This window comes from Kribbella sp. NPDC049174 (assembly GCF_043197365.1).
Classification (GTDB): Bacteria; Actinomycetota; Actinomycetes; order Propionibacteriales; family Kribbellaceae; genus Kribbella.
On record NZ_JBICSZ010000005.1, the window covers coordinates 39,323 to 64,399 of the forward strand.

The following is a 25,077-nucleotide window of genomic DNA, read 5'->3' on the forward strand; positions in this document are numbered from 1 at the left end:
GACTTCACCGCCGAAGGCAGCGGCGCGACACTGGCGTGGTGAGGACCTACGGCCAGTACTGCCCGATCTCGCGTGGCGCCGAGATCTTCGCCGAGCGCTGGACGCCGTTGATCATCCGCAACCTGTATCTGGGGTGCGGCAGCTTCGGCGAGATCCTGGAGGGCGCGCCCGGCCTGTCCCGCACCCTGCTCTCGCAGCGGCTCAAGCAGCTCGAACGGTTCGGCATCGTCGAGTCGGCACCCAAGTCCGACGGGCGCGGACGCCACTACGAGCTCGCACCCGCGGGTCACGACCTCTTCAAGGTCTGCGTGTCACTCGGCGAGTGGGGCGCCGCCTGGCTCGAGATCGCCCCCGAGCACCTGGATCCCTTTGTGGCGCTGTGGTCGATGTGCAACATGCTCCGCCGCGACCGGCTCCCGGCTCGGCGCGTCGTCGTACGCTTCGACTTCACCGGCCGCCGACGCCCCGAGCGGTACTGGCTGCTGATCGAGCACGGCGACACCGAGATCTGCAAGACGTACCCCGGCCTCGATGAGGATTTGTACATCACGGCGGAAGCCGAGGCCTTCGTCAAGTGGCACGCCGGCCAGCTCAGCTGGGCCGAGGCCACCCGCGACCGTCGCATCCAACTCCACGGCCCCTCGTCGCTCGTCCGAGCCTTCCCCACCTGGAACGCCCGCAGCGCCTTCGCCCACATCAAGCCGATCTCCCGGACGGCGGCGAGCTCAGTGGCCTGACATCTCGTGGTGGGACCGCGCGATGACTAGTCCGGTTTGGTTAGGGTAGCCTTGCCTGTGTGATCGTCTGCCACTGTGAGGTCGTCAGCGACCGGGAGGTCCTCGAGAGCATCGAGGACGGCGCCCGCACGCTCTCGCAGGTGTGCGGGGCGACCGGGGCCGGACGGAATTGTGGTGGCTGCGTCTTCTCGTTGAAGCGGTTGTTGTGCCAGCATGGGAGGTCGGTCTCGGCAGCCTCGTTCACGGAGGTGGCAGGTGCAACCGGTTAGCCCACGCGTCGTCGTACTGCTCAACGAGGCGCTCACGCTCGAGCTGACGGTGATCAACGGGTACTTCCTGGAAGCCAGGATGCTCGACAACTGGGGGTTCGGCCGGCTGGGCAAGGTCTTCTACGACCTGTCCATCGACGAGATGAAGGACGCCGACGCGCTGATCAACCGCATCCTGTTGTTCGACGGTCACCCGAACCTGCAGAAGCTCGGGGCTGTGACGGTCGGCGAGGACGCCCAGGAGATGCTCCGGCTGGGGCTCGAGAGTGAGCACTCCGCGGTCGCGAAGTTCAACGCGTCCGCGAAGGAGTGCCACGACCTCGGCGACCACGGCACCGCCGCGGTGTTCGAGGAGATGGTCCGCGACGAGGAGAAGCACGCCGACTGGTTCGAGAGCCAGCTCGACGCGATCCAGCGGGTCGGCGCCCAGCAGTACCTCGCCCAGCAGATCGACTCCGGCAACTCACCCGGCTGAACCTCCACACCCGCATCGACCAGGCAGCCAAAACCGCCCAGTCGCGATCCACCCCATGAAAGACAAGGGCACCACCGCGTAGGTGGTGCCCTCAGGTACTACGTCAGCATGAGCTCATTCGATCGGGTTCGGGTCGTACATGAACTTGCGGACGTGTTGCGGGCAGCGGCAAGCGGCCGCGATCTTCGCGGCCCACTCCAGCGCGTCCTCCCGGGTGGGTACGTTCACGATGGTGGCGCCGCCGAGGAGCTCCTTGCTCTCCGGGTACGGGCCGTCCGTGACAAGCCCATCGGTGCCCACCACGGCGTGCTCGACGTCGTCGTTCTCGTAGTCCAGGCCGCCGCCGAACACCAACACGCCGGCGTCCTTGGCCTCCTGAATCACCGCGTGGGCGGCCTTGCCCACCTCGGGAAAGTCCTCCGCGGGGATGTGGTCCATCGCACCGTTCCCGAACGAGATCAGGTACCGCGTCATCTCATCACTCCTAGTCCCGGCAGCCACCCTCCGGCCGCCTCTCACCCCTGCAACGAACAGCACGCCCCGAATCCGACAGGCTCCCGGCAGAAAACTCTAAACGAGCCAGACGCACGACGAGGGCGCCGTCGGTCGGACGGCCCCCTCGTGCTGACAATCTCAGCCGGCAACGGAACCCCGGTGTTGCTGTGGCAGCGGTAGCCGTTGGGGTTCTTGTGGAGGTCCTGCGGCTGGGAGCAATGGCGCGCAGGCGATAGAAGCTGCAGCCGGGTGGAGCGCTCCCTAGAATCACGGCATGTCTGCTGACGATCGAGTGGCACGGTCCACATTTTCCGGACGTATCCAGCCGATGTCGCGGCATCGGCAATTGGCTGTCCTGCCGCGCAGGACGTGGTCGGACGATGAGTGGCGGCGGATTCAGCTCGGCTATCTCGCGCGGGACATGGATGAGAAGTGGGACGTGTTCGCCGAGGGGAGCGTCGTCTTCCTGCACCGGAGTTGGACGGGCGTGGGGTTCTTCGAAGTCACCTTCGCGCCGGCCGACGATAGTGACTGGCGGATCTCTCAGGCGGTGGTGAGGCGCGAGAGGTTCGATGTGATCAGACGGCTGATATCGAGGGGCTCTCGCAGTGAGGACGAGTTCTATTGCGGGGTGCTGGAGTCGGTGCTCAGCGCGGTCGCCTCGGCGAACCGGCCCGAGAACTCCGAATGAAACTTGTGGACCCACCCAACCGAGTCCACTCACTAGGCCATACCTCCCGTCCGCGAGGGGCGCTGGGTGCGACCCTCGCGTCAGCACAGCTGCTCAGCTCTCGCCCGCGATAGAACACGACACAGGCGCTACCTCTGGTGGATGATCACAAGATGCGCGCAGAGCCAAGCGAATTCCCGTGGTGGGTTGCAGCTGTGATGGGCGGCGTTCTGTTCGGTCTGGTGATGGGGGCTTTCACCAAGCTCGACGGGTCGAGTTGGACTGCGGCCGGCGTGGGCGCGCTTGTCACCGGCATTCCGTTCGGGCTGGCGATGGGTTGGTGGAGCGCCAGGTGGCAACGCGGGATGAAGGACGCTGAGGGCGATCTGCCGCCCGACAAGGTCCGCATGGCTCATCGCGCCGCAATGGGCGGCGCTGTACCCGAAGACGTCCGATCGGCGGCGCTGCGTGTTGCTTCCAGATACCTGGCGGACTACACCGGACGGACTCGCAGACTGTCCGTCATCTTGATGGTGTTCTTGTTGATCGGCAGCGTCGCTGGGGCCGTCAGCGAGTCCCCTTGGGCATTGCTGGGTTCCCTGGTCCCCGGCGTCTTCCTGTACACCCAGTGGGACTGGCCGCGGCGGCTCCGCCGTCGCATCAGATCGCTCACCCCAGCACCAACCGAGACCACTCAGTAGGTCAGGTACTTCGTCGCGAGGGCCGCTAGGTGCGACCCTCGCGTCAGCGCAGGCGATCAGCTATCGGCCGGGAACGGAATCCAGGTGTTGCTGTGGCAGCGGTAGCCGTGGGGTTCTTGTGGAGGTACTTCTGGTGGTAAGCGATACCGGCTGGGCGATAGAAGGTGCGCGTGGCAAGGCGCGTGCTGCGTAGCCCGGCTATTCGCCGTTCAGCCAGGCGTTGGTGCGGGAGGCGTGGACTGCGCCGGTGAAGGCGACCGGGATCCTGCCGTACGACGTGATCGCGGTCGCCGTGCCCTTGGCCCTGCCGAAGGCGTACTGGTAGCCGGAGTCGGTGTTGTGGTCGATGCCCACGACGACGGACCCGTAGTTGTTGCCGCAGTGCTCGACCAGGAGCGACTCGAAGGAGGACCAGCCGGACTTGCGGATCAGCTTGACGACCGGCTTCGCCGTCGCGGTGGTCGGGATGTGGATTGTGTAGAGCGCCCCGGCGGTGGTCGTCATCAGGAGCGTGTCGTACGTCGGCTGCTGGCTGATCATCGCCATCGTCTTGAAGCTCTTGAACCCACCGAACGAGCCGTACGCCTTGTAGCCGGTACCGTTCGCCGCGAACCGGTAGAGGTTCCCGTTGGTGTTCAGGCCGTACAGGAACGAGTGCTTGCGACCCAGCGGGTCGGCGTAGTTCGACGTGGCGATCGCCTTGAAGTTCGTCCACCCACCGCCGAGCTTGGTCACGGTCACCCGTGCCCGGCTACCCGAGGTGATGGTCGAGTGCCGGTACAGGTTCCCGCCCTGCAGCAGCAGCCCATAGGAGTACTGCTCACCCTGACGCGTCGTCGACATGTACCAGGTGGACATCGCCCGGACCGGCACGAACTGCGCAACCTGATAGCGATCCCAGACTCGCGGCGGCTTTGCAGCGAGGATGTCAGCCTCCTGCACGGCGTTCGCACTGTCGGTCCAAACAATCCGATTGATGCACGGCACGGAATCGGCAACAGCAGCCTGCGCCGGCCCTGGCAACCCGCTGGCCACCAACATTCCAACCCCACCCAGAACCAACCCGAGTCGCCGCACGCCCATCCGCCCCATCCCTCCACAATCCTCAACCGCGGACCGCAGACGATAGCGCCCCCTCCGGACCAAACCACCATCCTTTGCCACTTCCTGCAAACGAAAGCGGCCCCCACCAACCGGTGGGGGCCGCCTTCGAGAGCTTCAGGCAGGGAACGGTACGCCGGTGTTGCTGTGGCAGCGGTAGCCGTTGGGGTTCTTGTGGAGGTACTGCTGGTGGTAGGGCTCGGCGTAGTAGAACGTGGTTGCCGGGGCAATCTCGGTGGTGATGGCGTCGTAGCCGCGGGTGGCGATGACGGGGGCGTAGAGGTCCCGGGTGCGCTCGGCCTCGGCGCGCTGGGCGTCGGTGGTGTAGTAGACGGCGGAGCGGTACTGGGAGCCCAGGTCGTTGCCCTGGCGCATGCCCTGGGTCGGGTCGTGGGTTTCCCAGAAGACCTTCAGCAGGTCGGTGAAGGTGGTCTTGGCCGGGTCGTAGACGATCCGGACCGCCTCGGTGTGGCCGGTGCGGCCGGTGCAGACCTCCTCGTACGACGGGTTGGGCGTGTACCCACCCGCGTAGCCGACCGCTGTCGTGTAGACCCCGGGCAGCTGCCAGAAGATCTCCTCGGTGCCCCAGAAACACCCGGTGCCGAACCAGACCTCCTCGTACCCCTCAGGGGCAGCGGCAGTCTGCGGCGTACCGAGAACGATGTTCTCGGCCGGAACAGGGTAACCGCGCTCCGGTCGGCCGGGCAGAGCGGCCTCGGGCTCGACCAGGGCTGTGTTGCGCTTGAAGAACGACATCTCACGCCTCTCGCAGAGTGACTCTCATAGTCTCCCAACGCCCCCACGGAGGTGAACCTTCCCCCACCCGATTACGGCACGATGACGTGCTCACCCCTCCTCCCTGGATGGGAGTGAGAGGATTCAGGCGATCATCGCGGCAGTACGTCGTACTGGGGAGCCAGCCGTCAGGCCGTCGTACGACGCTGCCAACCGATGCACCCCGTCGCGTAGTGCGTCGGGGTCGAGGGTGAATGGCAAGCGGATGAAGGACTCCAGGCCGCCGTCGGGGGAGAAGCGGGAGCCGGCCACGAGCAGTACGCCGTTCCGCTGTGCCACGCCGACCAGCGACGAACCCACCGGCTCCGGCAGCTCGCACCACAGCGACAACCCGCCGCCCGGCAACTGGAACCGCCACGATGGCAGCAGCTCCGACACGGCCGCCGCCAACGCGTCGCGCCGGCGGGCGATCTCGAGTCGGCGCTCGGGCAGGATCGTCGACCGCTGCCGGAGCAGGCTCGCGACCACGAGCTGTTCGAGCACCGGCGCACCCAGATCCATCGACGCGCGCGCGTCCAGCACCCGGGCGACCAGCGTCTCCGGCACTCGCATCCAGCCGATCCGCAGCCCGCCCCAGAACGACTTGCTCACCGAGCCGACCGTGATCACCCCGGCCGGGTCGTACGACGCGAACGGCGGCGGCAGCTCCTGCCCGTCCAGCGACAGCTCGAACAGCGTCTCGTCCACGATCGCCGTCGTCCGGCTGCGCGCGAACGCGATCGCCAGCCGCTGCCGATCGGCTGCCGACATCAACCAGCCGGTCGGGTTCTGGAAGTCCGCCACCAGCCAGGCCGCCCGCGGCGACGACTGCCTGATCGTTGCCTCCAGCAAGGGAAGGTCCCAGCCGCCGGGACTCATCGGTACGGCGACCAGACGGCAGCCGCTGCGCCGGATCGAGTCCACCGAGTTCGGGTGGGTCGGGCTCTCGGTCAGCACCCGGTCGCCGATCTGGGTGATCGCCCGGACCGCGATCGACGTCGCGGCCAGCGCGCCCGCGGTGACGATGATCTGGTCTGGCGACGTCGGCAGACCGCGTTCCTCGTAGGCGGCCGCGATCTCCGCCCGCAGTACCGGCAGGCCCTGGGGGTGATACCCGGGTGTCGCCAGGTGCACCGGTAGGTCCGCCGTGGCCTCCGCGACCGCAGCCGTGATCCCCGGTACGGCGCTCGGCGCCGCGCAGGTGAAGTCGTACAGGCCATCGGTGTCGATCCCCGGAGCGTGGTGCCGGCCGAGTTCGGGCTCGATCTTCGACGGGAGAGCGGTCACGCTTCCCGAGCCGCGGCGCGACAGCAGGTAGCCGCTGTCACGCAACTCGCGGTACGCCGAGGCGACCGTCGTACGGCTGACACCGAGCGCGTCGGTCAACTCACGCTCACTCGGCAGCCGCGACCCGGGCATGATCCGCCCGTCCGCGATCAGTAGCCGGAGTCGCTCGGACAGCAGCCGGTACGCCGGTCCGGTCCCGTCGGACCACGCGTCGAGCAGCCCGGAGAGTGTGCTGGCCGGAAGATATTGCCCCTTCATGCAGTCCACTATGGCGCAATTGGCTATCGAACACCAGGCCACTTGCTCGCACACTGAAGTACGTGACCGCCACTTCCGATGCCCCACCCCGCCAACTCGCCGCGCTGAACCCGATCCAGCAGCTGAAAGCAGGCCACCTTCCCCGCCGCCTGGTCCAGCTGTACGTCGGCCTGACCCTGTACGGCGCCTCGATGGGCCTGATGATCCAGGGCAACCTCGGCCTGGACCCGTGGGACGTGCTGCACTCCGGCATCACCCAGCACCTGCCGCTGAGCTTCGGCACGGTGGTGATCGCGATGAGCTTCGTCGTCCTGCTGGCCTGGATCCCGCTGCGGCAGTGGCCCGGACTCGGCACGATCAGCAACGCGATCGTGATCGGCCTGGTGACCGACCTGACGCTGGCCACGGTCGACCGGCCGGATGAGCTCTGGCTGCGGATCGTCTTCATGGTCGCCGGCGTCGTGGTCAACGCACTCGCGGGTGCGCTCTACATCGGCGCGCAGTTCGGTCCCGGTCCGCGTGACGGGCTGATGACCGGCCTGGTACGACGTACCGGCCTCAGCGTCCGTCTGGTTCGGACCACGATCGAGGTGACCGTTCTCGCGGTCGGATTCCTCCTCGGCGGCGTGATCGGCATCGGCACCGTGTTCTACGCCCTCGCCATCGGACCGCTCGTCCACTTCCTGTTGCCGATCTTCACCGTCCGTCTGAAGACCGAGTAGACCAGCGGGGTCCCGGACCAGGTGGCCCGGGACCCCGTTGTTCGCCTGACCGGGGCGGTGGGGTGGGTCCGAATCGACACAGACCCCTCTGCCTGCGGTCTGGGATGGTCAGCCGACGGGTTCCAGTGACCGTTCTTCCGGAGCCGCCGTACGGCGCTTGAGCTTGCGCGGCCACCAAGCCCGCTCACCCAGCAGGGCGGTGACGCTCGGGACCAGGTAGATCGACATCAGGAAGGCGGAGATGACGATGCCGGCCGCGACCGAGAAGCCCATCTCGGTGAGCAGCGCCATCCCGGCCAGCATCAGCGACGAGAACGTGCCGGCCAGGATCAGCCCGGCCGCCGCCACCGACGGACCGCCGTGCTCGATCGCCAGGTCGGCGGCCTCCCGCGGCTCGGTGCCCTGCTCGGCCTCCTCCCGCAACCGGGCGATCATCAGGATGTTGTAGTCGGTGCCGATGGCAACGACGAACAGGTACAGCATGATCGGCAGCGAGAACGTCACCCCCGCGTGCCCGGCGAGGCCCTGGAACACGAACACCGTCGCGCCGATCGAGCTGAAGAAGCTCAGCACCACCGCGAGCATCAATACGATCGGGGCCAGTAGCGACCGCAGCAGCAGCGCCAGGATGATCGCGATCAGCCCACCGGCGACCGGGAAGATGACCGAGAGGTCCCGGCTGTTCGCGTCCCGGATGTCGGTGTAGCTCGCGGTCACTCCGCCAAGCAGAGCGGTCGTCCCGGCCGGTGCATCGGCGTGCGCGACGTCGCGCAACTCCCCGTCGACCAGGTCCAGTGACGAGGTCGCGTACGGCGCCCCGTCGAGTACGACGTTGATCTGGGCAACCGTCTTGTCCGGGTTGAGCAACGCCAGGCTGCCGTCGGCACCGGCCGGGAGGACGGCGCCGACACCTTCCACCTTGGCGAGCTTCCCGGCGTACGTCGTGAGCTCGGCCGGATCGAGCGCCGTACCGTCGGTGCTGCGGACGTAGACCGTGGTGGGGTTGAGCGCGCCGGCCGGGAAGCCGGCCTGGAGATCCTTGATCGCGCGGGACGACTCGGTGCCGTCGGGGAGTTGGCTGAACGCGTCGTAGTCGACCTTCATCCCCAGCGTGCCGAGCGCGAGCGCGACCATGATGCCGCCGGAGACCAGCGCGACCACGGCCGGGCGCTTCGCGGTGAACCGGCCGAACCGCTTGAACATCGCCCCCTTCGGCGTCTTCTGCCACGACTTCGACGGCCAGAACACCTTCGGGCCGAGCAGCGACACCACCGCCGGGATCAGAGTGATCGCGGCGAACGCCATCACTGCCACTGCGATCGCGAGGCCCGGGCCGAGGCTCTTGAACCCGCCGAAGACGGCCAGCAGCAGGGCGCTGAAGGCGACGATGATCGCACCCGCGGCTGACACGATCACCTCGGCGACCCGGGCGGTCGCGTTGACCAGGGCCTCCTTCGACGGCTCGCCGGCGCGGAGGCGTTCGCGGTAGCGGAACAACAGGAACAGGATGTAGTCGGTCCCGACGCCGTACAGCACGACGGTCAGGATGGTCTGCAGATCCTGTGTCACCTGCAGGTCGAAGGCCTTCGCCGCCAGTGCGATCAGACCGGGTGCGATCGCGGCCACCAGGCCGACCGTGAGGATCGGGAGCAGTGCGGCGACCGGGCTGCGGTAGATGACCAGCAGCAGACCGATGATCAGTACGACGGTCGCGATCCCGACCACCACGAACGCGTTCTCGAAGGCGTCCTGGTTGTCGAGGTACAGCGCGGCGTCGCCGGTCACGCCGTACTCGAGATCGTTGCCGCTCAGCGCCGGGCCGGTCAGGTCGCGGATCTTCTGGACCGCGTCCAGCACGGCCTGGTCGTCGGGCAGGCCCTTGAGGCCGACGCTGACGATCTGGACCTGTTTGTTCGGCGAGACCGCCTGTGGGCCGGTGATCGCGCCGGTGACCCGGTCGATCTCCGCGGCGGTGATCTTGGTCGCGAGCTCGGTCACCTTGGCCTGGTCGGCCGCGGTCAACTCGCCGCCTGCGCTGCGTTTGACCACGATGCTCGCGGTCGCGTCGTTGGTCTGCCCGAAGGCATCCGCGGCCAGCTTCTGCGCCTGCACCGACTCGTACTTGTCGGGCAGGAAGGCTGCCTGGTCCTTGTTCGTCACGTCGGCGAGCGTCGGCGCGAAGGCGACCACGGCGATTGCCGCGATCACCCAGGCGGCGATCACCTTCCACGGGTTGTGGACGACGAATCGTCCGAGTTTGGTGAACACCCCGAACCCCTCCTGAGGGTCTGTCTACCTGCCGGTCGGTTGGTAGACTACCTGCCGACCGGTAGATACGGGAAGCGGCCCCGGTGCGCGATCAATGAGAGGGTGGTCACGTGCAGCACGCGACGAATCCCCGTGAGCGGGTGAGGGACACCAAGACCGAGATCCATCGGGCGGCGGTGGAGCTGTTCTCGAGCCAGGGGTACGAGAAGACCAGCCTGCGCGAGATCGCCGAGCAGGTCGGCATCACCAAGGCGTCGCTGTACTACCACTACTCGTCCAAGCAGGAGCTGCTCCGCGCGATCGTCGGTACCTTCCTGGACGACATCTCCCGGGTCCTGGGGCAGGTCGATCAGCTTCCGTGGTCCCCGGAGACCGAGCGTGAACTGCTCGGCGCGTACGTCGACGTGGTGATCGCCCACCGGTCGACCGGACCCACGTTGCTCCGCGACATCGCCGCCGTACTGGCCGCCTTCGGGGACGACCTGGACCGGCTGATCGCGCAGAGCCGGCGCTTCCAGCTCTGGCTGGCCGGCCCGGACCCCTCACCCGCCGACCGCCTCCGCGCCGCCGCCGCGGTCGAAACCGTCGGCGCCGCCATCTCGGTCGAGCTCGACCTCGGGGTTTCCGACGCCGAGATCCGCGCCGTCCTGCTGGATGCCGCCACCGCCATCCTCGCCCGCCGCGGCACCCCGATCACCGAGTCTGCCGCCGATCCGACCTGAGGCAGACTGTCGTCCTGACGCGGGCTGTTGTCCTGACGCGGACTGTCGGCGGCCGGCGCTACGGTCGCCTCGTGAGCACGTTCCGGTTCTCGGCGCCCCTGTGGCAGCATCCGGGCGAGGGCAGTTGGCACTTCATCTCGCTCCCCGCCGACATCAGCGACGACATCGCGCACCTCACCGCCCCCACCCGCCACGGCTTCGGCTCAGTCCGAGTCGCCGTCACCATCGGCGACACCACCTGGCAGACGTCGCTCTTCCCGGACAGCAAGTCCGGCACCTACGTCCTCCCGGTGAAGAAGCCCGTCCGCACCGCCGAGGGCCTGCTCGAAGGCGCAACCGTACAAACAAACCTCAAACTCCTCGACCTGTAGCCGACGCCACGGACCGACGCCCGGCCGACGGGTCAGGTGTCTGCGCGCGGGAGCATTCTCTCGTCAGGTGGGGCCTGAGCTGTGGCGGTGGGGGGCTGTTGAGAGTTCACTTGGCGTTCAGTGGGGTGGGCGTTGGGGTGGTTGGCGTTTGGCGCGCATGCGGGCTGAGTGGAGGGGTGGTTATGCGGAGGACGGGCAGGTTGCTGGTTGCACTAGGGATGGTGCTTGGCGCTGGACTGGCTGGGGCTGTGCCGGCGGAGGCTGGTGGGCATGGGTCCGTGCGGTTCGCGACGTACAACGCGAGCTTGAACCGGGGTGCGGCCGGGCAGTTGGTCGCGGATCTGAGTACTGGCGCCAACGCACAGGCCAGGGCCGTGGCTGAGGTGATTCAGCGGACCCGGCCTGATGTGCTGTTGATCAACGAGTTCGACTTCGTGCCGAACCAGCAGGCGGCGAACCTGTTCCGGGCCAACTATCTGGCGGTCGGACAGGGTGGGGCGCAGCCGATCAACTATCCGTACGTGTACGTCGCGCCGTCGAACACCGGGATCCCGAGCGGCTTCGACCTGAACAACGACGGCCAGATCGCGGGCGGTGACGACGCCTTCGGGTTCGGGGTGTTCGAGGGGCAGTTCGGCATGGTTGTGTACTCGCGCTACCCGATCGACACCCGCCACGTGCGGACGTTCCAGCTCTTCAAGTGGAAGGACATGCCGGGCGCGCTGCTGCCGGACGACGCGACGACACCGGCACCTGCCGACTGGTACTCGCCGGCCGAGCTCGACGTCTTCCGGCTGTCCAGCAAGTCGCACTGGGATCTGCCGATCCGGATCGGCAACCGCACCGTGCACTTCCTGGCCTCGCACCCGACACCGCCGACCTTCGACGGCGCCGAGGACCGCAACGGGCGACGGAACCACGACGAGATCCGGTTCTGGGCCGACTACGTGCAGCCGGGCACGCGGTCGTCGTACATCTACGACGACAAGGGCCGGTACGGCGGTCTGCGGCCGGGCAGCGCGTTCGTCATCGCGGGCGACCAGAACAGCGACCCGGTCGACGGCGACTCGGTGCCGGGCTCGATCCAGCAATTGATCGAGCACCCGCGGATCATCGACCCGTTGCCGACGTCGGCCGGTGCGACGGAGGCCGCCGTGTTGCAGGGTGGGGCGAACGCGTCGCACCAGGGTGATCCGAAGTACGACACGGCGGACTTCCAGGACAACCCGGCGCCGGGGAACCTGCGGGCCGACTATGTGTTGCCGTCGCGTCAGTTGAAGCCCGTGGGTGCGGGCGTGTTCTGGCCGGTGCAGGCGGATCCGCTGTCGCGGCTGACCGGAGTCTTCCCGTTCCCGACCAGCGACCACCGGCTGGTATGGGTAGACCTCCGCGTCCCCGCCCGGCATTGAGTCCGAGCCGGCAGCGAGCCCGGGTTGCCGTTGAGTCCGGGCTGGTGCTGAGGTCGGGCCGGCAGTGAGCGGGCGGGCCTAGCCGGTTTGGTGACGGCTAGGCGCCCGGTCAGCCCTCGAGGTGATCTTTCAAGGCGTCGAGGCGGCTGTCCCAGTCGCGGGCCATCGCGGCCAGGAACTGCTGGGCCACCTGCATCGGCGCCGAGTGCAGACGGAACCGCACGCGGCGGCGCTCGCCGTGTTCCGCTGTGACGAGCCCGGCGTCGGCGAGCAGCGTCAGGTGCTTGGCGATCGCCTGCCGGGTGATCGGCAGGCGATTCGCCAGGTCCGTGGCCGTCGCGGGACCGCCCGAGGCCAGCGTGGCCAGGATGCTGCGCCGGCTCGGATCGGCCAGCGCGACGAACACCTGCTCCGCGACCGCCTCCATCTCGGCGCGGGTCGCCGTACCCGCGCTGCTGTCGGCTGCTCGGGTGGGCTCGGACCGCTGAGTGTCAGGCTGCATCGAGGTATTCGACCAGTTCGTCGATCTCGGACGTCCAGCCGTGCGTGTTGGCCTCGAACGCCTTGCGGTACTCGTCCTCCGGCAGTTGGGCGAAGCCGGTCTCGACGACCGTCAGCCGGGTGCCGGCGTCGACGGGTTCGAGGGTGAACTCGACATAGGTACGGCGCGGGTCGTCCGCCGGCAGACCGTAGATGTGCCAGGTGAACCCGAAGGTGGTCGGCTCCTCCACCCGTTCGATCCGCATCTCGGCCTGGTCGCCGCTGGTCCACGACATCTGCGCCGATCCACCCGGCCGCAGGTCGATCGTCGCCTGATGCCCGAACCACGTCCCCAGCCCCTCAGCCGTGGTCAACGCAGCCCACACCTTCGCCGGCGGATGCCCGATCTCCACAGTCCGCTCGATCCGATCCGGAAACCCCATCACAACCTCCACAAGTAGCAACCATCCAGTTGCCACAAAGTTATTGCAACTCCACGGTTGCGTCAAGCTCCGCCGCTGGGTGGGGCAGGAGGTGGTGCAGCGAAGGCGGTTGGAGTGCGAAGTGGTCGGGGAGGTGGGGCGGAGGGCTGGCTGCCCGGCGAGCGGTGCCGGGGTTGGCGGGCGCGGCTGGGGGACGGCATGGCAGACCGGGCGAACGCCGCTGAGCTTGCCAGCCGCGTTCGCGGTTGGTGTCGGCCCGCGGGTGATCCGGGAGTTGCTGGGGTGTGGCTGGCGCGGGCTTGGGGTTTGTGGGTCAGCGTTCGTGGGGGTTCTTGGTGCGGTCGGCGCCTGGGGTCGTCGCTCGGTGGGGTTCGCTGCCGGGTGGGCGCTCGCCTGCCGGGCGTGACTGGTTGCCGGTTTGGATTCTGGGTTGAGCGGTGCCGGTGAAGGCGACGTGGTGCAGTTTGCTCATCTCGCCCTTCATGTCGGCCTGGTTCTGCTCCGACATGTCGGGTCCGGCCTGCGGGTTGGGCGTCCACTGCTGGTTGGCTGCAGCCGCTTCCCGCTGACCAGCAGGCAGCTGCGCAGCCGGCGCCTGCTGCGCGGCGGGCACCTGCTGTTGCGGCACAGGCTGTTGCGCGGCCGGTGCTTGTTGCTGCGGCGCGGGCTGCTGCGCTGCGGGCATCTGCTGCTGCGGGGTCGGCTGTTGTGCGGCGGGGGCCTGTTGTGGCGAGGGTTGTTGTGCCGCGGGCACCTGCTGTTGCGGGGTGGGCTGTTGTGCGGCAGGCAGCTGTTGCGGCGCAGGCTGTTGCGCCGCGGGTGCCTGCACCTGTGGGGTGGGCTGTTGTTGGGCGGGTCGGCGGGTGCCGTTTCCGGTGCCTGAGGCTACCCAGTCGGGGGTGGGGTCGGTTTGTGGCTCGGCTAGGGCGGGGTCTTGGGGTTGGGGCTGGGCGGGCTGGGGTTGTGCCGGGGTCTGTGGGTCCGGCTGGACTACGGCGTGTTGGCCGACGTTTTGTGAGTCCGGTTGGACTACGGCGTGCTGGCCTACGTTTTGTGAGTCCGGCTGGACTACGGCGTGCTGGCCTACGTTTTGTGAGTCCGGCTGGATTGCCGGTTGCTGGACGACGGTCTGTGGCTGGGTGGTTTGCTGTTGGACCTGTTGGAGGGCTTCGGCGAGCTGTTGCTGGATTTCCTGCAGGCGCTGGTTCTGCAGCATGGTGGTCTGCAATTGGAGCTCTGCCATCCGCAGGAGCTGCTCGGCGAGCGCATCCAGCTGCGCCGACTGCGGCTGCTGCGACTGGGGTTGGGGCTGGGGTTGCTGCGCCCCTGGGGTGGCGCCTGTGCGGCCCTCCGGGCGGAAGACCTGAGCCATATGCCCCTCCGACAGGGCCTGCAGATCCGAGCGGGTGATCCTGTGTTTGCCGATGGATTCGCGGACCGCCGGATCCATCTTCTTCACGTCCTTCGCCGCCTGGGCGTACGCCGCCTTGAGCGCCTTCGTCCCGCGCCGGGTGGCTCGCCAGCGGGAGAACCGGTTGGTGCGCCCGTTCGCCGGGACGCGATCGGCGGCCGCCTGGTTCAGCCTTTGGGCCAGGTCGCGGTGCCGCTGCCCGCCGAACTCACCGGCGATCTGGGCCTCGGCCAATTGCTGCAGGTCGGCTTTGGTCAGGTTCGCGCGGCCGATCCGCTCGCGGACGACCGGATCCGTCCGCCTCACGTCCTTCTCCGCCTCGGCGTAGGCGGCCTTGAGCGTCTTGGTGCCGCGCCGGGTGTTCCGCCAGCGGGAGACGCCGGTGGACATGCGGCGGATCCGGCCCGGCTCCTGGGAGGGCTCGCTCATCCGGGGGCTCCTAGTCGATGTAGACCGCGTAGTTGACCCCGACAGACGTCGTCAGCGGGTCCTTGCTGGGCTTGTTGCTGTACAGGTGGAACTGCGCGCCCGGCCGCAACCAGACGGCGAGGTGCCGGCGGCCGGCCCCGGCGCCGGGATCCCACTCGTCGGCGAAGGTCGGGCTGCTGTCGTCACCGACGTAGTCCGGCTGTCCCCAGTGCCGGCTGGCTAGCGCGAGGTGCTCCGGCCAGTGCGCGTCCAGCCCGGCCTCGGCGGCGGCGATGTCGTCCGGCCCGATCTCGTACGCCGACCAGCCGCTGTCCGGGCAGTCGGAGAAGACCAGACCGTCGAACACGATCATCGTCGTACCGCGGGGAGTGGTGAATCCCCAGGAGACCATCTCGGCCGCGATCACCTCACCCGGCTCCAGCGGCCAGGGCCGCCACGGGGTCTGCGTCATCACCCGGTTGACGAGCGCACGGACGACCTGCGGACCGGAGTCGTCGTTGTCCGGACCGGCGATTGCGGTCCAGTCCCGAACCTCCGCGAGGTCGGCCATCGCCAGGTCGTCCTGGTCGAGCGGCCTGGCTTGTGTCTTCATCCGGTGCCGTCGTCCTTCCTTCTGCGATCCTGCGTTGACCAGGGCAACTACATGGCAACTACGAGGCAACTACCTGTGAACCACGCGGCAACTACTCCCCACCACCAGGCAACTACCCTGCGTCGGTGGCGGTAATCACTGACCGCAACCGTAGGTCGCGGTGTGGGTCAGATGCCAGCGGGTTCGACGCGTCTGTGGACAACCTGGATCCATCTCTTACATAGCCGGTTCATCTCACCTGTGGACGGCGCGCGTCAGGTCGATGAGACCAGGCCGTACGCTGGTCCGGTGAACAAGGAACACCACTACGGCTTCGAGACGCTCGCCATCCACGCCGGAAACGAGCCCGACCCCACCACCGGTGCGGTGGTGCCGCCGATCTACGCGACCAGCACCTACAAGCAGGACGGCGTCGGCGGGCTGCGCAACGGCTACGAGTACTCCCGGTCGGCGAACCCGACCCGGACCGCGCTGGAGGAGTGTCTCGCCGCGATCGAAGGCGGTAACCGCGGCTTTGCGTTCGCGAGTGGTCTGGCCGCCGAGGACACCCTGATCCGCTCGCTCTGCGTGCCGGGTGACCACGTGGTGTTCCCCGACGACGCGTACGGCGGCACGTTCCGGCTGTTCTCCAAGGTGCTCGGCGCCTGGGGCGTCGAGATGACGCCGGCCGCAGTCACGCACCCGGAGGCGATCCGCGCCGCGATCCGCCCGGGCAAGACCAAGGTGGTCTGGCTGGAGACGCCGACCAACCCGCTGCTCAACGTTGCCGACATCGCGATCATCGCGCAGGTCGCGCACGACGCCGGTGCGCTGCTGGTCGTCGACAACACGTTCGCGTCGCCGTACCTGCAGCAGCCGCTGGAGCTCGGTGCGGACGTGGTCGTCCACTCGACCACGAAGTACATGGGTGGCCACTCCGACGTCGTCGGCGGTGCGCTGATCGTCCGCGACACCGAGCTGGCCGACAAGATCGCCTTCCACCAGAACGCGATCGGCGCGGTGGCCGGCCCGTTCGACTCCTGGCTGGTGCTGCGCGGGATCAAGACCCTGGGCGTCCGGATGGACCGGCACAGCGACAACGCCGAGCGGATCGTCGAGTTCCTGCAGCGGCACAACTCCGTGACGCAGGTGCTCTACCCGGGCATCGACGGTCACCCCGGTCACGAGACCGCCGCCAAGCAGATGAAGCGGTACGGCGGCATCGTGTCGTTCCGGGTCACCGGCGGCGAGGCGCACGCGATCGACATCTGCAACAAGGCGGAGGTCTTCACCCTGGGCGAGTCGCTCGGCGGTGTCGAGTCGCTGATCGAGCACCCGGGCAAGATGACGCACGCCTCGGTCGCCGGTACGCCGCTGGAGGTGCCGGCCGACCTGATCCGGCTGAGTGTCGGCATCGAGACGATCGACGACCTGCTGCTGGACCTCGACCGCGCGCTGGCGTAACCCGTGGGCCTCGTGGTTGCGGTCGACTTCGGGTCGACGTTCACGAAGGCGATCGCGGTGGACTCCGGCTCGGGCGACCTCGTCGCCCGGGCCGAACACCGCACCACGATCGGCACCGATGTGATGGACGGCTGGCATGCCTGCCGGGCCGTGCTCGAGGAAGCGGATCATGGCGTCGCCAAGGCTGACGTGCTGGCCTGTTCGAGTGCGGGCGGCGGTCTCCGGATCGGTGTCGTGGGCAACGAAGAGCTCGTCACCGCCGAGGCCGGCCGCCGGGTCGCGTTGTCCAGCGGTGGCCGTGTCGTTGCCGTGGTCAACGGTGGGCTGACGCCGACTTCGCTGAAGGAACTGCGCAAGGACCGGCCGGACGTCGTGCTCCTGCTCGGCGGCACGGACGGTGGGAACTCGGCCGTCCTGCTCAAGGCCGCATCGACGCTGGCCACCTACCGCTGGCGTCGTCCGGTCGTTGTCGCGGGCAACGTCGAGGCGCAGGCAGAGATCCACGAGACGCTCGCGGCTGCCGGCGTACCGCATGTGCTGGCGGACAACGTCGTACCCGAGATCGGGGTGTTCGCGCCGGACAGTGCGCGAGCCGCGATCCGGGAGATGTTCCTCGCCCACGTGATCGGTGGGAAGAACCTGTCCAAGGACCCGTCCTTCGCGCGGATGGTCCGGGCTGCCACGCCGGACGTCGTACTGCGGGGAGTCGAAGTGCTGGCCGGGTTGCACGGCGACGTGGCGGTCGTGGACATCGGTGGGGCGACCACCGACGTGCATTCGGTGATCGAGCTCGATCCGGAGGACGCCAACCTCGGGCGTGAGGTGGTCGCGACTCATCCGGTGACGCGGACCGTCGAGGGTGACCTCGGCATGCGGTGGAGTGCGGTGCCGGTGATCGCGGCTGGTGTCGAGGCTGGGCTGATCCCCGACGACGACGCGGTTCGCCTGGCTGCGGTCCGCCGGCACGACGATCCGTCGTACCTGCCGGACAGTGCGATCGAGGCGTCGTACGACGAGATGCTGGCGAAGATCGCCGCGACGGTCGCGCTGAGACGGCACGCGGGCCGGCAGCGGATCGTGTTCGGGCCGGGCGGGCGGGTGATCGAGCGGTCCGGCAAGGATCTGCGCGAGGTGGACCTGCTGGTCGGGTCCGGGGGAGTACTGCGGCACAACGGGCCGGACGTGGCGGCGCGGATCCTCGGGTCGGTGGCGGCGAACGCGCAGGAGGAGGGCTGGCTGGTGCCGGAGCGGGCCGCGATCGGCGTCGACAAGGACTACGTGCTCGCCGGCGTCGGACTCCTCGCCGACCTCGATCCGCAGGCAGCACAGGGCCTGGCCACTCGAATTCATGGAACGGTCCGCGCCGGGCACTAGTCTCGACAGCACGGCAAGCTGCTCTCAGCAGCACGGCGAGCTGCGGAGGTGTGATGAGCGAGGGGCGGGAAGACGACGTGCCGGACGTCGGGAACGATGATCCGAGTCCGGTGGCGGACAACCACGTTCTGGCGGAAGCCAATGACACCGTCGAGGCCGATCCGCCGACCGACCGCGTGGCCGACGCGCGGGCCGCGGCGCTAAGCGACCGCGCGGCCGACGAGCGGCCCACGGCTTCGAGCGGCGGCGTGACCGAGCAGTCGGCGGCGTTGAGCGGTGACGTGGCCGAGCAGCCTGTGGCGTCGAGCGGTGACGCGGCCGAGCGGCCGGCGGCGCTGCGCCAGGGGCGGGTGAACACCGGGGTGACGCCGGGGATGGAGATCGCCAGTGCCTGGGCCTGGCGGTTCCTGGTGCTGGTGGCCGCGGTGCTCGTGATCGGGTACGGGATGCGCTACCTCTCGGAGGTGGTCGTTCCGGTGACGGTCGGCGTACTGCTCACCGCGCTGCTGGTGCCGGTGACCGACGGCCTGCAGCGGCTGCGGATCCCGCGCGGCCCGGCGGCCGGCATCACCGTGTTCACCACCGTCGTGCTGGTGGCCGGTCTGCTCACGCTGGTCGGTACGCAGATCGCCGGCCAGTTCGAGAGCCTGTCCACACAGGTCGGCGAAGGTGTGCAGAAGCTGCGTGAGCTGGCCCGGATCAACTTCGGCCTGGACGACCAGGACATCACCAACGCCTTCGACTCGCTGCGCGACACGATCATGTCCGGCGGTGCGCTCGGCCAGCGCGCGGCCGAGGTCGGGACCACTGCGACCCACGTCGTCGCCGGGTTGTTCATCGCCCTGTTCTGCCTGTTCTTCTTCCTCTACCAGGGTGCGCAGATCTGGGCCTGGCTGGTCCGGCTGTTCCCGCGGCAGGCGCGGGAGAAGGCCGACTCGTCCGGCCGGAAGGCGTGGGTCTCGCTGACCGCGTTCGTCCGGGCCACCATCGTCGTCGCGGCGGTGGACGCGATCGGCATCTCGCTGGGGGCCGCGATCCTCGGCCTGCCGCTGGTCAGTGCGATCGGGATCCTGGTCTTCGTCGGTGCGTTCATCCCCGTGGTCGGTGCGCTGATCAGCGGCTCCGTCGCCGTACTGGTCGCACTCGTCGCCAAGGGCCCGATCGTCGCGATCATCATGCTGGCGGTGGTGATCGGCGTCCAGCAGCTCGAGGCGCACGTGCTGCAGCCGTTCCTGCTCGGCCGCGCGGTCGCCGTCCACCCGCTGGCCATCATCCTGGCGATCGCCACCGGTGTGATCGTGGCCGGGATCGTCGGCGCGCTGATCGCCGTACCGACGGCCGCCGTCGTCAACACGATCGTCAACCATCTGGCCGGTAACGACGTCGATCCCGAACCACCCACGCGCCAGCTACCCCGCCGAAGACATCCGTCGCCCGAGGTCGTCGACGGTTAGACAGCGAAAGGCGCCGCCGAGAAGCTCTCGGCGGCGCCTTCTGCGTGTTCGTCGGTCAGCCCCCGAGGGACGGACCGCCCTTGGTGGGTGGGTTCTTGGTGAGGTTGACGGTGCTCTGCGCACCTTGCTCGGTGCCCTGATCCGTCCCCACGACCTGGCCCGGGCCGGTCGCGCGGGAAGCCGGTGCCACGCCGCCGAGTGCCACCGACATGTTCTGGGCGTTCTCCTTGGCGCCCACCTGAGCCTGGGTCGTCTGGAGCAGTTCCTTCACCGCGGCGAGTCGAGCCTCGGGGGTCGTCGCCGCCAGGACCTTGCTGAACTGCTGGCTCAGCTCCAGGCGTTCCTGCGGGCTCGCGACCTCCCGCGGCAGGGTCGGGTCCATCCGGAACGCGGCGAAGGACGCGCGAGCGGCCTCGCCGCGGATCTGGGCATGGGCCTTCTTGTCCTGGAACCACCGGGACACGTTGCCGGCCAGCTGCTGCCCGGCGGCCACGGCCTGCCGACCACCCTCGGCGACAGCTCGTCCGGTGGCCTGCGCGCCCCGCCCGATGGCCTGCCCAGCGACCTGCGCACCTTGCGCGATGGCTTGCCCGGTGGCCTGTGCGCCTTGTACGACGGCCTGGCCGGTGGCCTGTGCACCTCGTGCGATGGCCTGCCCAGTGACTTGTGCGCTTTGCGCGACGGCCTGGCCAGTCACCTGGGCGCCCTGTACGACGGCCTGGCCGGTGGCTTGGGCACCTTGCGCGACCGCGCGGCCGCCGGCGTTGATGCCCTCTCGGGCGCGCTGCGCGGCGAGGTCTGCGGCGACCACGCCACGGTCGACGAGGTCCGCCACCTGCCCGCTGGCCTGGTTGTAGGTGTCGACCGCTGCCTGCCGGTACTGCCTGGCCTGCGTGGCCAGCGTCTGAGCGGCCTCGCTCAGCCGTTCGGCCGTCTGGTCGTAGACCTCGTGAACCCGGGCGACGGCGTTGCCGATCGCGGTGTGGATCCGGGCCCGCAGCGGCTGCTTGTTCAGCATCCGCTCCAGCTTCTGCGCCTGCTCCTGGTTCATGTTCAGCACCAGCTGCAGGTTCTGCTGCTGCTGGGCGTTCAGGTTCGCCAGGTAGTCGGTGGCGGCGACCCAGTTACCCGGCTCCCACTGCCCCGGACCCTGATGAGGTGTGGACATTCGATCTCCTAGTCGATGTAGACCGCGTAGGTGACACCCACCGCGCTGATCAGCGGGTCCCGGGTCGGCTTGTTGCTGAACAGGTGGAACTGCGCGCCCGGGCGGACCCAGACCGCGAGGTGACGCCGGTCGGCGCCCGCACCCGGCGCCCACTCGTCGAGGAAGGTGGGGCTGCTGTCGTTGCCGACGTACGCCGGCTCGCCCAGGTGCTTCCGAGCGAGCTCGAGGTGCTCCGGCCAGTGGGCGTCGAGCCCGGCCTCGGCCGCGGGGATGTCGTCCGGCCCGATCTCGTACGCCGACCATCCGCTGTTGGGGCAGTCCGCGAAGGCAAGCCCGTCGAACATGATGATCGAGCTGCCGCGCTTGGTGGTGAATCCCCAGGAGGCCAGCACCGGGTTGATCTGCTCACCCGGCTTGAGCGGCCACGGCTCCCAGCCGGTCGCGGTCGTGACCCGCTGGACCAACGCACGAACCACGGCGGGTCCGGAGTCGTCGCTGTTCGGGCCGGCCACTGTGGTCCAGTCCGTGATCTCGGCGAGGTCGGCGATCGCCAGGTCGTCCTCGTCGAGCGGCCTGTCCTGCGTCTTCATCCGGGCTTGTTCCTTCCGTCCGTGACTCAAGCCATCGTCGGCAACCGTAGGACGCGATCAGGGTCACAGGACCGGGCTTGTCGCCGACTTGGCAGATCTCTAACGCCAGGCACTCGCACAGCCGACGAAAACGCGGAGGGCCTCACCGGTTTCCCGGTGAGGCCCTCCGTTCATATGGGCCGCCGTCAGTGCATCGCGGCGGCTGCGGAACTCTCGACCGAGTCCTCCGGCTTCTTGTCGTCGGACCGGCCGGCCAGGCGCTGCTCCGGGGTGATGACCGCGATGATGAACGCGATCGCCAGGAACGGCAGCGAGACCAGGAAGACGTCGTCCATCGCCTGGACCAGACCCTGCAGGGCCCAGCCCTTCATCGGCTGCTGCAAGGCGTGCAGCGCGTCGACGCTGTTGGCCGCCTTCGCCAGCCCGTCGACCACGGACTGGGTCGCGTTCGGGACGAGGTCGGTCAGGTGATCCTTCAGCCGGCTGGTCAGGACGGCGCCGTAGACCGCCGTGCCGATCGCGCCACCCATGGAGCGGAAGAAGGTCATCGTCGAGGTCGCGGTGCCCATGTGCTGCCGGGGCACGCTGTTCTGCGCGGCGGTGACGGTGATCTGCATCGACAGGCCCAGGCCGGCACCCATCACGAACATGTAGATCGCCAGCTGCCAGTACGGCGTGGTCAGGCTCAGCGTGGACAGCAGCACCATCGCGCCGCCGACCAGCACCGCGGAGATGATCGGGAACGCCTTGTACCGGCCGTTCTTGCTCATCAGCTGGCCGCTCGGGATCGAGGCGGAGAAGATACCGACGATCATCGGCAGCAAGGCCAGTCCGGACCGGGTCGGCGACAGGTCCTTGACCGCCTGCAGGTACAGCGGCAGGAAGATCAGCGCACCGAACATCGCGAACCCGAGCAGGAACGCGTACCCGGCGTACCCGGAGAAGATCCGGCCCTTGAACAGGTCCATCGGGATGATCGGCTCGGACACCCGCAGCTCGACGAAGACGAAGGCGACGGCGAGCACCACGGCCGCGGCCAGCAGGGCGATGGTGGTCCCGTTGCCCCAGCCGTTGCTCGGGCCGCTCCAGGAGATCGCCAGCAGCAGCGTGGTGACCGCGCCGGTGATCACCGCGGCGCCCAGGTAGTCGATCTTGTGCGACCGCTTCACGTGCGGCAGCTTCAGCACGGCGGCGACGATGCCCAGGGCAACCAGACCGATCGGCAGGTTGATCCAGAAGATCCAGCGCCAGCCGGGACCGTCGGTGAGCAGGCCGCCGAGCAGCGGACCGGCCACCGAGGACAGGCCGAAGACGGCACCGAAGTACCCCATGTACTTACCGCGCTCGCGCGGCGGGATCACGTCGCCGATGGTGGCGAAGGCCAGCGACATCAGACCGCCGGCGCCGAGACCCTGGACGGCCCGGAAGCCGATCAGCATCTCGATGTTCTGCGCCATCGCGGACAGGACCGAGCCGGCCAGGAAGGTGACGATCGCCGCGATGAACAGCGGGCGGCGGCCGTAGAGGTCGGAGATCTTGCCCCACAACGGGGTGGAGGCGGTCGAGGTCAGCAGGTACGCCGTGACCACCCAGGACAGCTTGTCGAGGCTGTTGAACTCGCTGACGATCTGCGGCAGCGCGGTCCCGACGATGCTCTGGTCGAGTGCGGCCAGGAACATGCCGGCCATCAGCCCGCCGAGGACGACCAGGATCTGCTTGTGGGACAGGTAGTTCGGAGCGTCAGACCCGGTTTCAGGCGCAGCGCCGCCGGAGGTGGCGGGCTCGGTGGTGCTCATCTGGTGCTCTCCAGGTTCTTGTCGGTGTTCTCGCGGGCGGCGGGGTCCCCGCCGGGCGCGAAGTCTTCGGTACGGCGCTCGGCCGCGGCAGTCGGCCGGATGCGTGGCGCGACGGCGGCCCAGCCCTTGTCGGCCCAGGTGCGGTTGTCGGCGCCGGTGTCGGTCTGGCTCGCGACGCCGTCGGCGAACCGGGTCATCAGCCGCTCGAACGTGCGGACGTCGTCCTCGGACCAGCCCTCCATGGCGGCGCTGAGCAGCTCCATCCGGCGGCGGGCGCCGGCCTCCCACTGCTCGATGCCCTCCTCGGTCAGCTCGACCCGGAAGGCGCGGCCGTCGTCGGGGTCGGGGGAGCGGCGGACCAGGCCGAGCTGCTCCAGTGCCCGGACGTGCCGGCTGGCGGTGGAGGCGTCGAGCTCGAGCCGGTTGGCCAGATCGGACAGCCGCAGCGCACCGCTGCAGCGCAGGACGAACAGGACCACGTGGGCGCTGTGGTCGAGGGTGTCGCCGGGCTGCTTGCCCTTCAGGCGGCGGCCGATCCGGGTGAACGCGTGCAGCACACCCTCGATCGGGGTCTGCGCGGAGTACGCGTCGTTTACTTGCATGCTGCAAGCATATACATGCTTGCGTGATACACGCAAATGAGTTTCCAAGGTTCTTGACTGAGTCGCCACTCATTTGCTCTCCGTGGCCGGGTGGTCACATCGGGTGGAGAGAGGGGTGGACCTGGCACCCCTGTGGGTGGTCGGTCTGGCTCCCTGGCCGACGCCGTTCGTCACGACAAGGCTGAGCACATTCCTGCGAAGTGATTGGGGTGCTTGGTGACGGCAATCGACGTACGGGCTGTGGACAGCAAGGTGACGACGACCCGCCGGCTGCTGGAGTTCGGTGTGGTCTGCCTGGTCTTGACCTGGTTGCCTTGGGTAGTCCTGGGCCTGCTGGGCGCGGATCTCGACGAGGGCGGCGGGACGCTCGTCTTCGCCCTGGCTGCGTCCGGCCCGTCTCTGGCGGCCTTGGCGATGTGGCTGTGGCGACGGGAGAAGCGCCTGCGGCTCGTGAAGTGGTCGTGGAGATGGCCGATCGCCGCTGTGCTACTCGGATCACTCGCGCCGCTGGGAGCGACAGTGCTCACTGGCGGACTCCCCGCATTCCCCGACCATGCCGCCGAGGTCATTGCTGGTGCCGGAGGGCTGCTCGGAGCGATGGCCTACACCTTCCTGGCTGGGCCGGTCGCCGAGGAGTTCGGCTGGCGGGGGTACGTCCAGCCGCGTCTGCGCCGGTACTCCGGGCAGTTGGCCACCACCGTCGTCCTCGGCGCGGCGTGGGGGCTGTGGCACGTGCCGCTGTACTTCTTGAACGGGACGGGACAGCACGACGACGGACTGCTCACCCAGCAGGGACTGACCTTCTTCCTAGGGCTGTTCCCGCTGACCTACTTGATGCTGTTCGTCAGCGAACGGCTCCGAGGCGGGGTGCCGGGAGCCATCCTCACGCACGCGGCGTGGAACCTCTCCGAGGAGCTGATGCCTCCGCTCGACAACGGAGTCTGGGTGGAGTTGCTCGTTCTGGCCGCGGTGGCGGGAGCCGTCGGGTGGTACTGGCGCCGCAACCCGGCAGGTCCCGTGCGGCTGTCCGTCTGAG

At 68.5% G+C, this 25,077-nt stretch carries 26 protein-coding genes; 13 read left to right on the plus strand and 13 right to left on the minus strand.

The window, feature by feature from the left end; translation table 11 throughout:
* Positions 1-38 precede the first annotated feature (38 nt).
* The 3 genes from ACGFIF_RS25140 to bfr are packed head-to-tail and all read left to right on the plus strand — an operon-like array spanning position 39 to position 1,481.
* Positions 39-737 (plus strand): winged helix-turn-helix transcriptional regulator, encoded by a 699-nt coding sequence (locus ACGFIF_RS25140; protein WP_393157731.1) that lies wholly within the window; start codon positions 39-41, stop codon positions 735-737.
* 59 nt (positions 738-796) lie between these two features.
* Positions 797-1,006, plus strand: a complete 210-nt coding sequence (locus ACGFIF_RS25145; RefSeq protein WP_337012650.1) for a (2Fe-2S)-binding protein — start codon at positions 797-799, stop codon at positions 1,004-1,006.
* Positions 993-1,481: a bacterioferritin gene (gene bfr / locus ACGFIF_RS25150; RefSeq protein WP_393157733.1), complete on the plus strand. Its 489-nt coding sequence runs from the start codon at positions 993-995 to the stop codon at positions 1,479-1,481. The genes ACGFIF_RS25145 and bfr overlap by 14 nt, the downstream gene beginning before the upstream one ends.
* Positions 1,482-1,595: 114 nt before the next feature.
* Here the strand turns inward: bfr and ACGFIF_RS25155 are convergent, their stop codons facing one another.
* Complete coding sequence (locus tag ACGFIF_RS25155) at positions 1,596-1,955, minus strand: YciI family protein (RefSeq protein WP_393157735.1); 360 nt, start codon at positions 1,953-1,955, stop codon at positions 1,596-1,598.
* Positions 1,956-2,250: 295 nt separating this feature from the next.
* Here ACGFIF_RS25155 and ACGFIF_RS25160 point away from each other — a divergent pair, with 295 nt between their 5' ends.
* Together ACGFIF_RS25160 and ACGFIF_RS25165 are read left to right on the plus strand one after the other, a co-directional pair.
* A complete protein-coding gene (locus tag ACGFIF_RS25160) occupies positions 2,251-2,667 on the plus strand; it encodes a hypothetical protein (protein WP_393157736.1) in 417 nt (138 codons plus the stop codon).
* A 152-nt stretch (positions 2,668-2,819) separates the two neighbouring features.
* Positions 2,820-3,347, plus strand: coding sequence for a hypothetical protein (locus ACGFIF_RS25165; protein WP_393157737.1), 528 nt, complete (start codon positions 2,820-2,822; stop codon positions 3,345-3,347).
* A gap of 198 nt (positions 3,348-3,545) precedes the next feature.
* Here the strand turns inward: ACGFIF_RS25165 and ACGFIF_RS25170 are convergent, their stop codons facing one another.
* The 3 genes from ACGFIF_RS25170 to ACGFIF_RS25180 all read right to left on the minus strand — a co-directional run bounded on the left by ACGFIF_RS25170 (position 3,546) and on the right by ACGFIF_RS25180 (position 6,767).
* Positions 3,546-4,289: a hypothetical protein gene (locus tag ACGFIF_RS25170; RefSeq protein ID WP_393157739.1), complete on the minus strand. Its 744-nt coding sequence runs from the start codon at positions 4,287-4,289 to the stop codon at positions 3,546-3,548.
* Between the two features lie 276 nt (positions 4,290-4,565).
* Positions 4,566-5,204, minus strand: coding sequence for a peptide-methionine (S)-S-oxide reductase MsrA (msrA, locus tag ACGFIF_RS25175; protein WP_393157740.1), 639 nt, complete (start codon positions 5,202-5,204; stop codon positions 4,566-4,568).
* A 123-nt stretch (positions 5,205-5,327) separates the two neighbouring features.
* The gene (locus ACGFIF_RS25180) at positions 5,328-6,767 is read right to left on the minus strand and encodes a PLP-dependent aminotransferase family protein (RefSeq protein WP_393157741.1); all 1,440 of its coding nucleotides are present in this window, start codon (positions 6,765-6,767) and stop codon (positions 5,328-5,330) included.
* A gap of 62 nt (positions 6,768-6,829) precedes the next feature.
* Here ACGFIF_RS25180 and ACGFIF_RS25185 point away from each other — a divergent pair, with 62 nt between their 5' ends.
* On the plus strand, positions 6,830-7,489 hold the full coding sequence (locus tag ACGFIF_RS25185; RefSeq protein WP_393157742.1) for a YitT family protein: 660 nt from the start codon (positions 6,830-6,832) through the stop codon (positions 7,487-7,489).
* A gap of 108 nt (positions 7,490-7,597) precedes the next feature.
* Here ACGFIF_RS25185 and ACGFIF_RS25190 read toward each other — a convergent pair whose 3' ends face one another.
* Entirely contained in the window at positions 7,598-9,757 is a 2,160-nt protein-coding gene (locus ACGFIF_RS25190) for an MMPL family transporter (protein WP_393157743.1), read from the minus strand.
* A gap of 110 nt (positions 9,758-9,867) precedes the next feature.
* Between ACGFIF_RS25190 and ACGFIF_RS25195 the strand changes: the two genes are divergently transcribed.
* The 3 genes from ACGFIF_RS25195 to ACGFIF_RS25205 all read left to right on the plus strand — a co-directional run bounded on the left by ACGFIF_RS25195 (position 9,868) and on the right by ACGFIF_RS25205 (position 12,259).
* Positions 9,868-10,479: a TetR/AcrR family transcriptional regulator gene (locus tag ACGFIF_RS25195; protein WP_393157744.1), complete on the plus strand. Its 612-nt coding sequence runs from the start codon at positions 9,868-9,870 to the stop codon at positions 10,477-10,479.
* Positions 10,480-10,550: 71 nt separating this feature from the next.
* On the plus strand, positions 10,551-10,850 hold the full coding sequence (locus tag ACGFIF_RS25200) for a DUF1905 domain-containing protein (RefSeq protein WP_393157746.1): 300 nt from the start codon (positions 10,551-10,553) through the stop codon (positions 10,848-10,850).
* 278 nt (positions 10,851-11,128) lie between these two features.
* Complete coding sequence (locus tag ACGFIF_RS25205; RefSeq protein ID WP_393157747.1) at positions 11,129-12,259, plus strand: endonuclease/exonuclease/phosphatase family protein; 1,131 nt, start codon at positions 11,129-11,131, stop codon at positions 12,257-12,259.
* Between the two features lie 109 nt (positions 12,260-12,368).
* Here ACGFIF_RS25205 and ACGFIF_RS25210 read toward each other — a convergent pair whose 3' ends face one another.
* From ACGFIF_RS25210 to ACGFIF_RS25225, 4 genes are all read right to left on the minus strand, one after another.
* Positions 12,369-12,761, minus strand: a complete 393-nt coding sequence (locus tag ACGFIF_RS25210; protein WP_393157749.1) for an ArsR/SmtB family transcription factor — start codon at positions 12,759-12,761, stop codon at positions 12,369-12,371.
* Positions 12,751-13,182 carry an SRPBCC domain-containing protein gene (locus ACGFIF_RS25215; protein ID WP_393157751.1) on the minus strand — a complete coding sequence of 144 codons (432 nt, stop codon included), beginning with the start codon at positions 13,180-13,182 and terminating at the stop codon, positions 12,751-12,753. Before ACGFIF_RS25215 ends, ACGFIF_RS25210 begins: the two co-directional genes overlap by 11 nt.
* Positions 13,183-13,495: 313 nt before the next feature.
* A complete protein-coding gene (locus tag ACGFIF_RS25220; RefSeq protein WP_393157752.1) occupies positions 13,496-15,022 on the minus strand; it encodes a hypothetical protein in 1,527 nt (508 codons plus the stop codon).
* A 10-nt stretch (positions 15,023-15,032) separates the two neighbouring features.
* A complete protein-coding gene (locus tag ACGFIF_RS25225; protein ID WP_393157754.1) occupies positions 15,033-15,614 on the minus strand; it encodes a hypothetical protein in 582 nt (193 codons plus the stop codon).
* A 288-nt stretch (positions 15,615-15,902) separates the two neighbouring features.
* On the opposite strand from ACGFIF_RS25225, the gene ACGFIF_RS25230 reads away from it, so the two are divergent.
* From ACGFIF_RS25230 to ACGFIF_RS25240, 3 genes are read left to right on the plus strand one after another with little or no spacing between them, the layout of a single operon-like run.
* Positions 15,903-17,057: a cystathionine gamma-synthase gene (locus ACGFIF_RS25230; protein WP_393157755.1), complete on the plus strand. Its 1,155-nt coding sequence runs from the start codon at positions 15,903-15,905 to the stop codon at positions 17,055-17,057.
* Positions 17,058-17,060: 3 nt separating this feature from the next.
* A complete protein-coding gene (locus ACGFIF_RS25235; protein ID WP_393157757.1) occupies positions 17,061-18,431 on the plus strand; it encodes a glutamate mutase L in 1,371 nt (456 codons plus the stop codon).
* A 53-nt stretch (positions 18,432-18,484) separates the two neighbouring features.
* Entirely contained in the window at positions 18,485-19,885 is a 1,401-nt protein-coding gene (locus tag ACGFIF_RS25240; RefSeq protein WP_393157758.1) for an AI-2E family transporter, read from the plus strand.
* A gap of 55 nt (positions 19,886-19,940) precedes the next feature.
* Here the strand turns inward: ACGFIF_RS25240 and ACGFIF_RS25245 are convergent, their stop codons facing one another.
* The 4 genes from ACGFIF_RS25245 to ACGFIF_RS25260 form a co-directional block, all read right to left on the minus strand.
* Entirely contained in the window at positions 19,941-21,053 is a 1,113-nt protein-coding gene (locus ACGFIF_RS25245) for a hypothetical protein (protein WP_393157759.1), read from the minus strand.
* An 8-nt stretch (positions 21,054-21,061) separates the two neighbouring features.
* Positions 21,062-21,643: a hypothetical protein gene (locus ACGFIF_RS25250; RefSeq protein ID WP_393157760.1), complete on the minus strand. Its 582-nt coding sequence runs from the start codon at positions 21,641-21,643 to the stop codon at positions 21,062-21,064.
* Between the two features lie 185 nt (positions 21,644-21,828).
* Complete coding sequence (locus ACGFIF_RS25255) at positions 21,829-23,439, minus strand: MDR family MFS transporter (protein ID WP_393157762.1); 1,611 nt, start codon at positions 23,437-23,439, stop codon at positions 21,829-21,831.
* The gene (locus ACGFIF_RS25260; protein ID WP_393157764.1) at positions 23,436-24,041 is read right to left on the minus strand and encodes a MarR family winged helix-turn-helix transcriptional regulator; all 606 of its coding nucleotides are present in this window, start codon (positions 24,039-24,041) and stop codon (positions 23,436-23,438) included. Before ACGFIF_RS25260 ends, ACGFIF_RS25255 begins: the two co-directional genes overlap by 4 nt.
* A 216-nt stretch (positions 24,042-24,257) precedes the next feature.
* On the opposite strand from ACGFIF_RS25260, the gene ACGFIF_RS25265 reads away from it, so the two are divergent.
* Positions 24,258-25,076 (plus strand): type II CAAX prenyl endopeptidase Rce1 family protein, encoded by an 819-nt coding sequence (locus tag ACGFIF_RS25265; RefSeq protein ID WP_393157765.1) that lies wholly within the window; start codon positions 24,258-24,260, stop codon positions 25,074-25,076.
* Position 25,077: the final 1 nt, after the last annotated feature.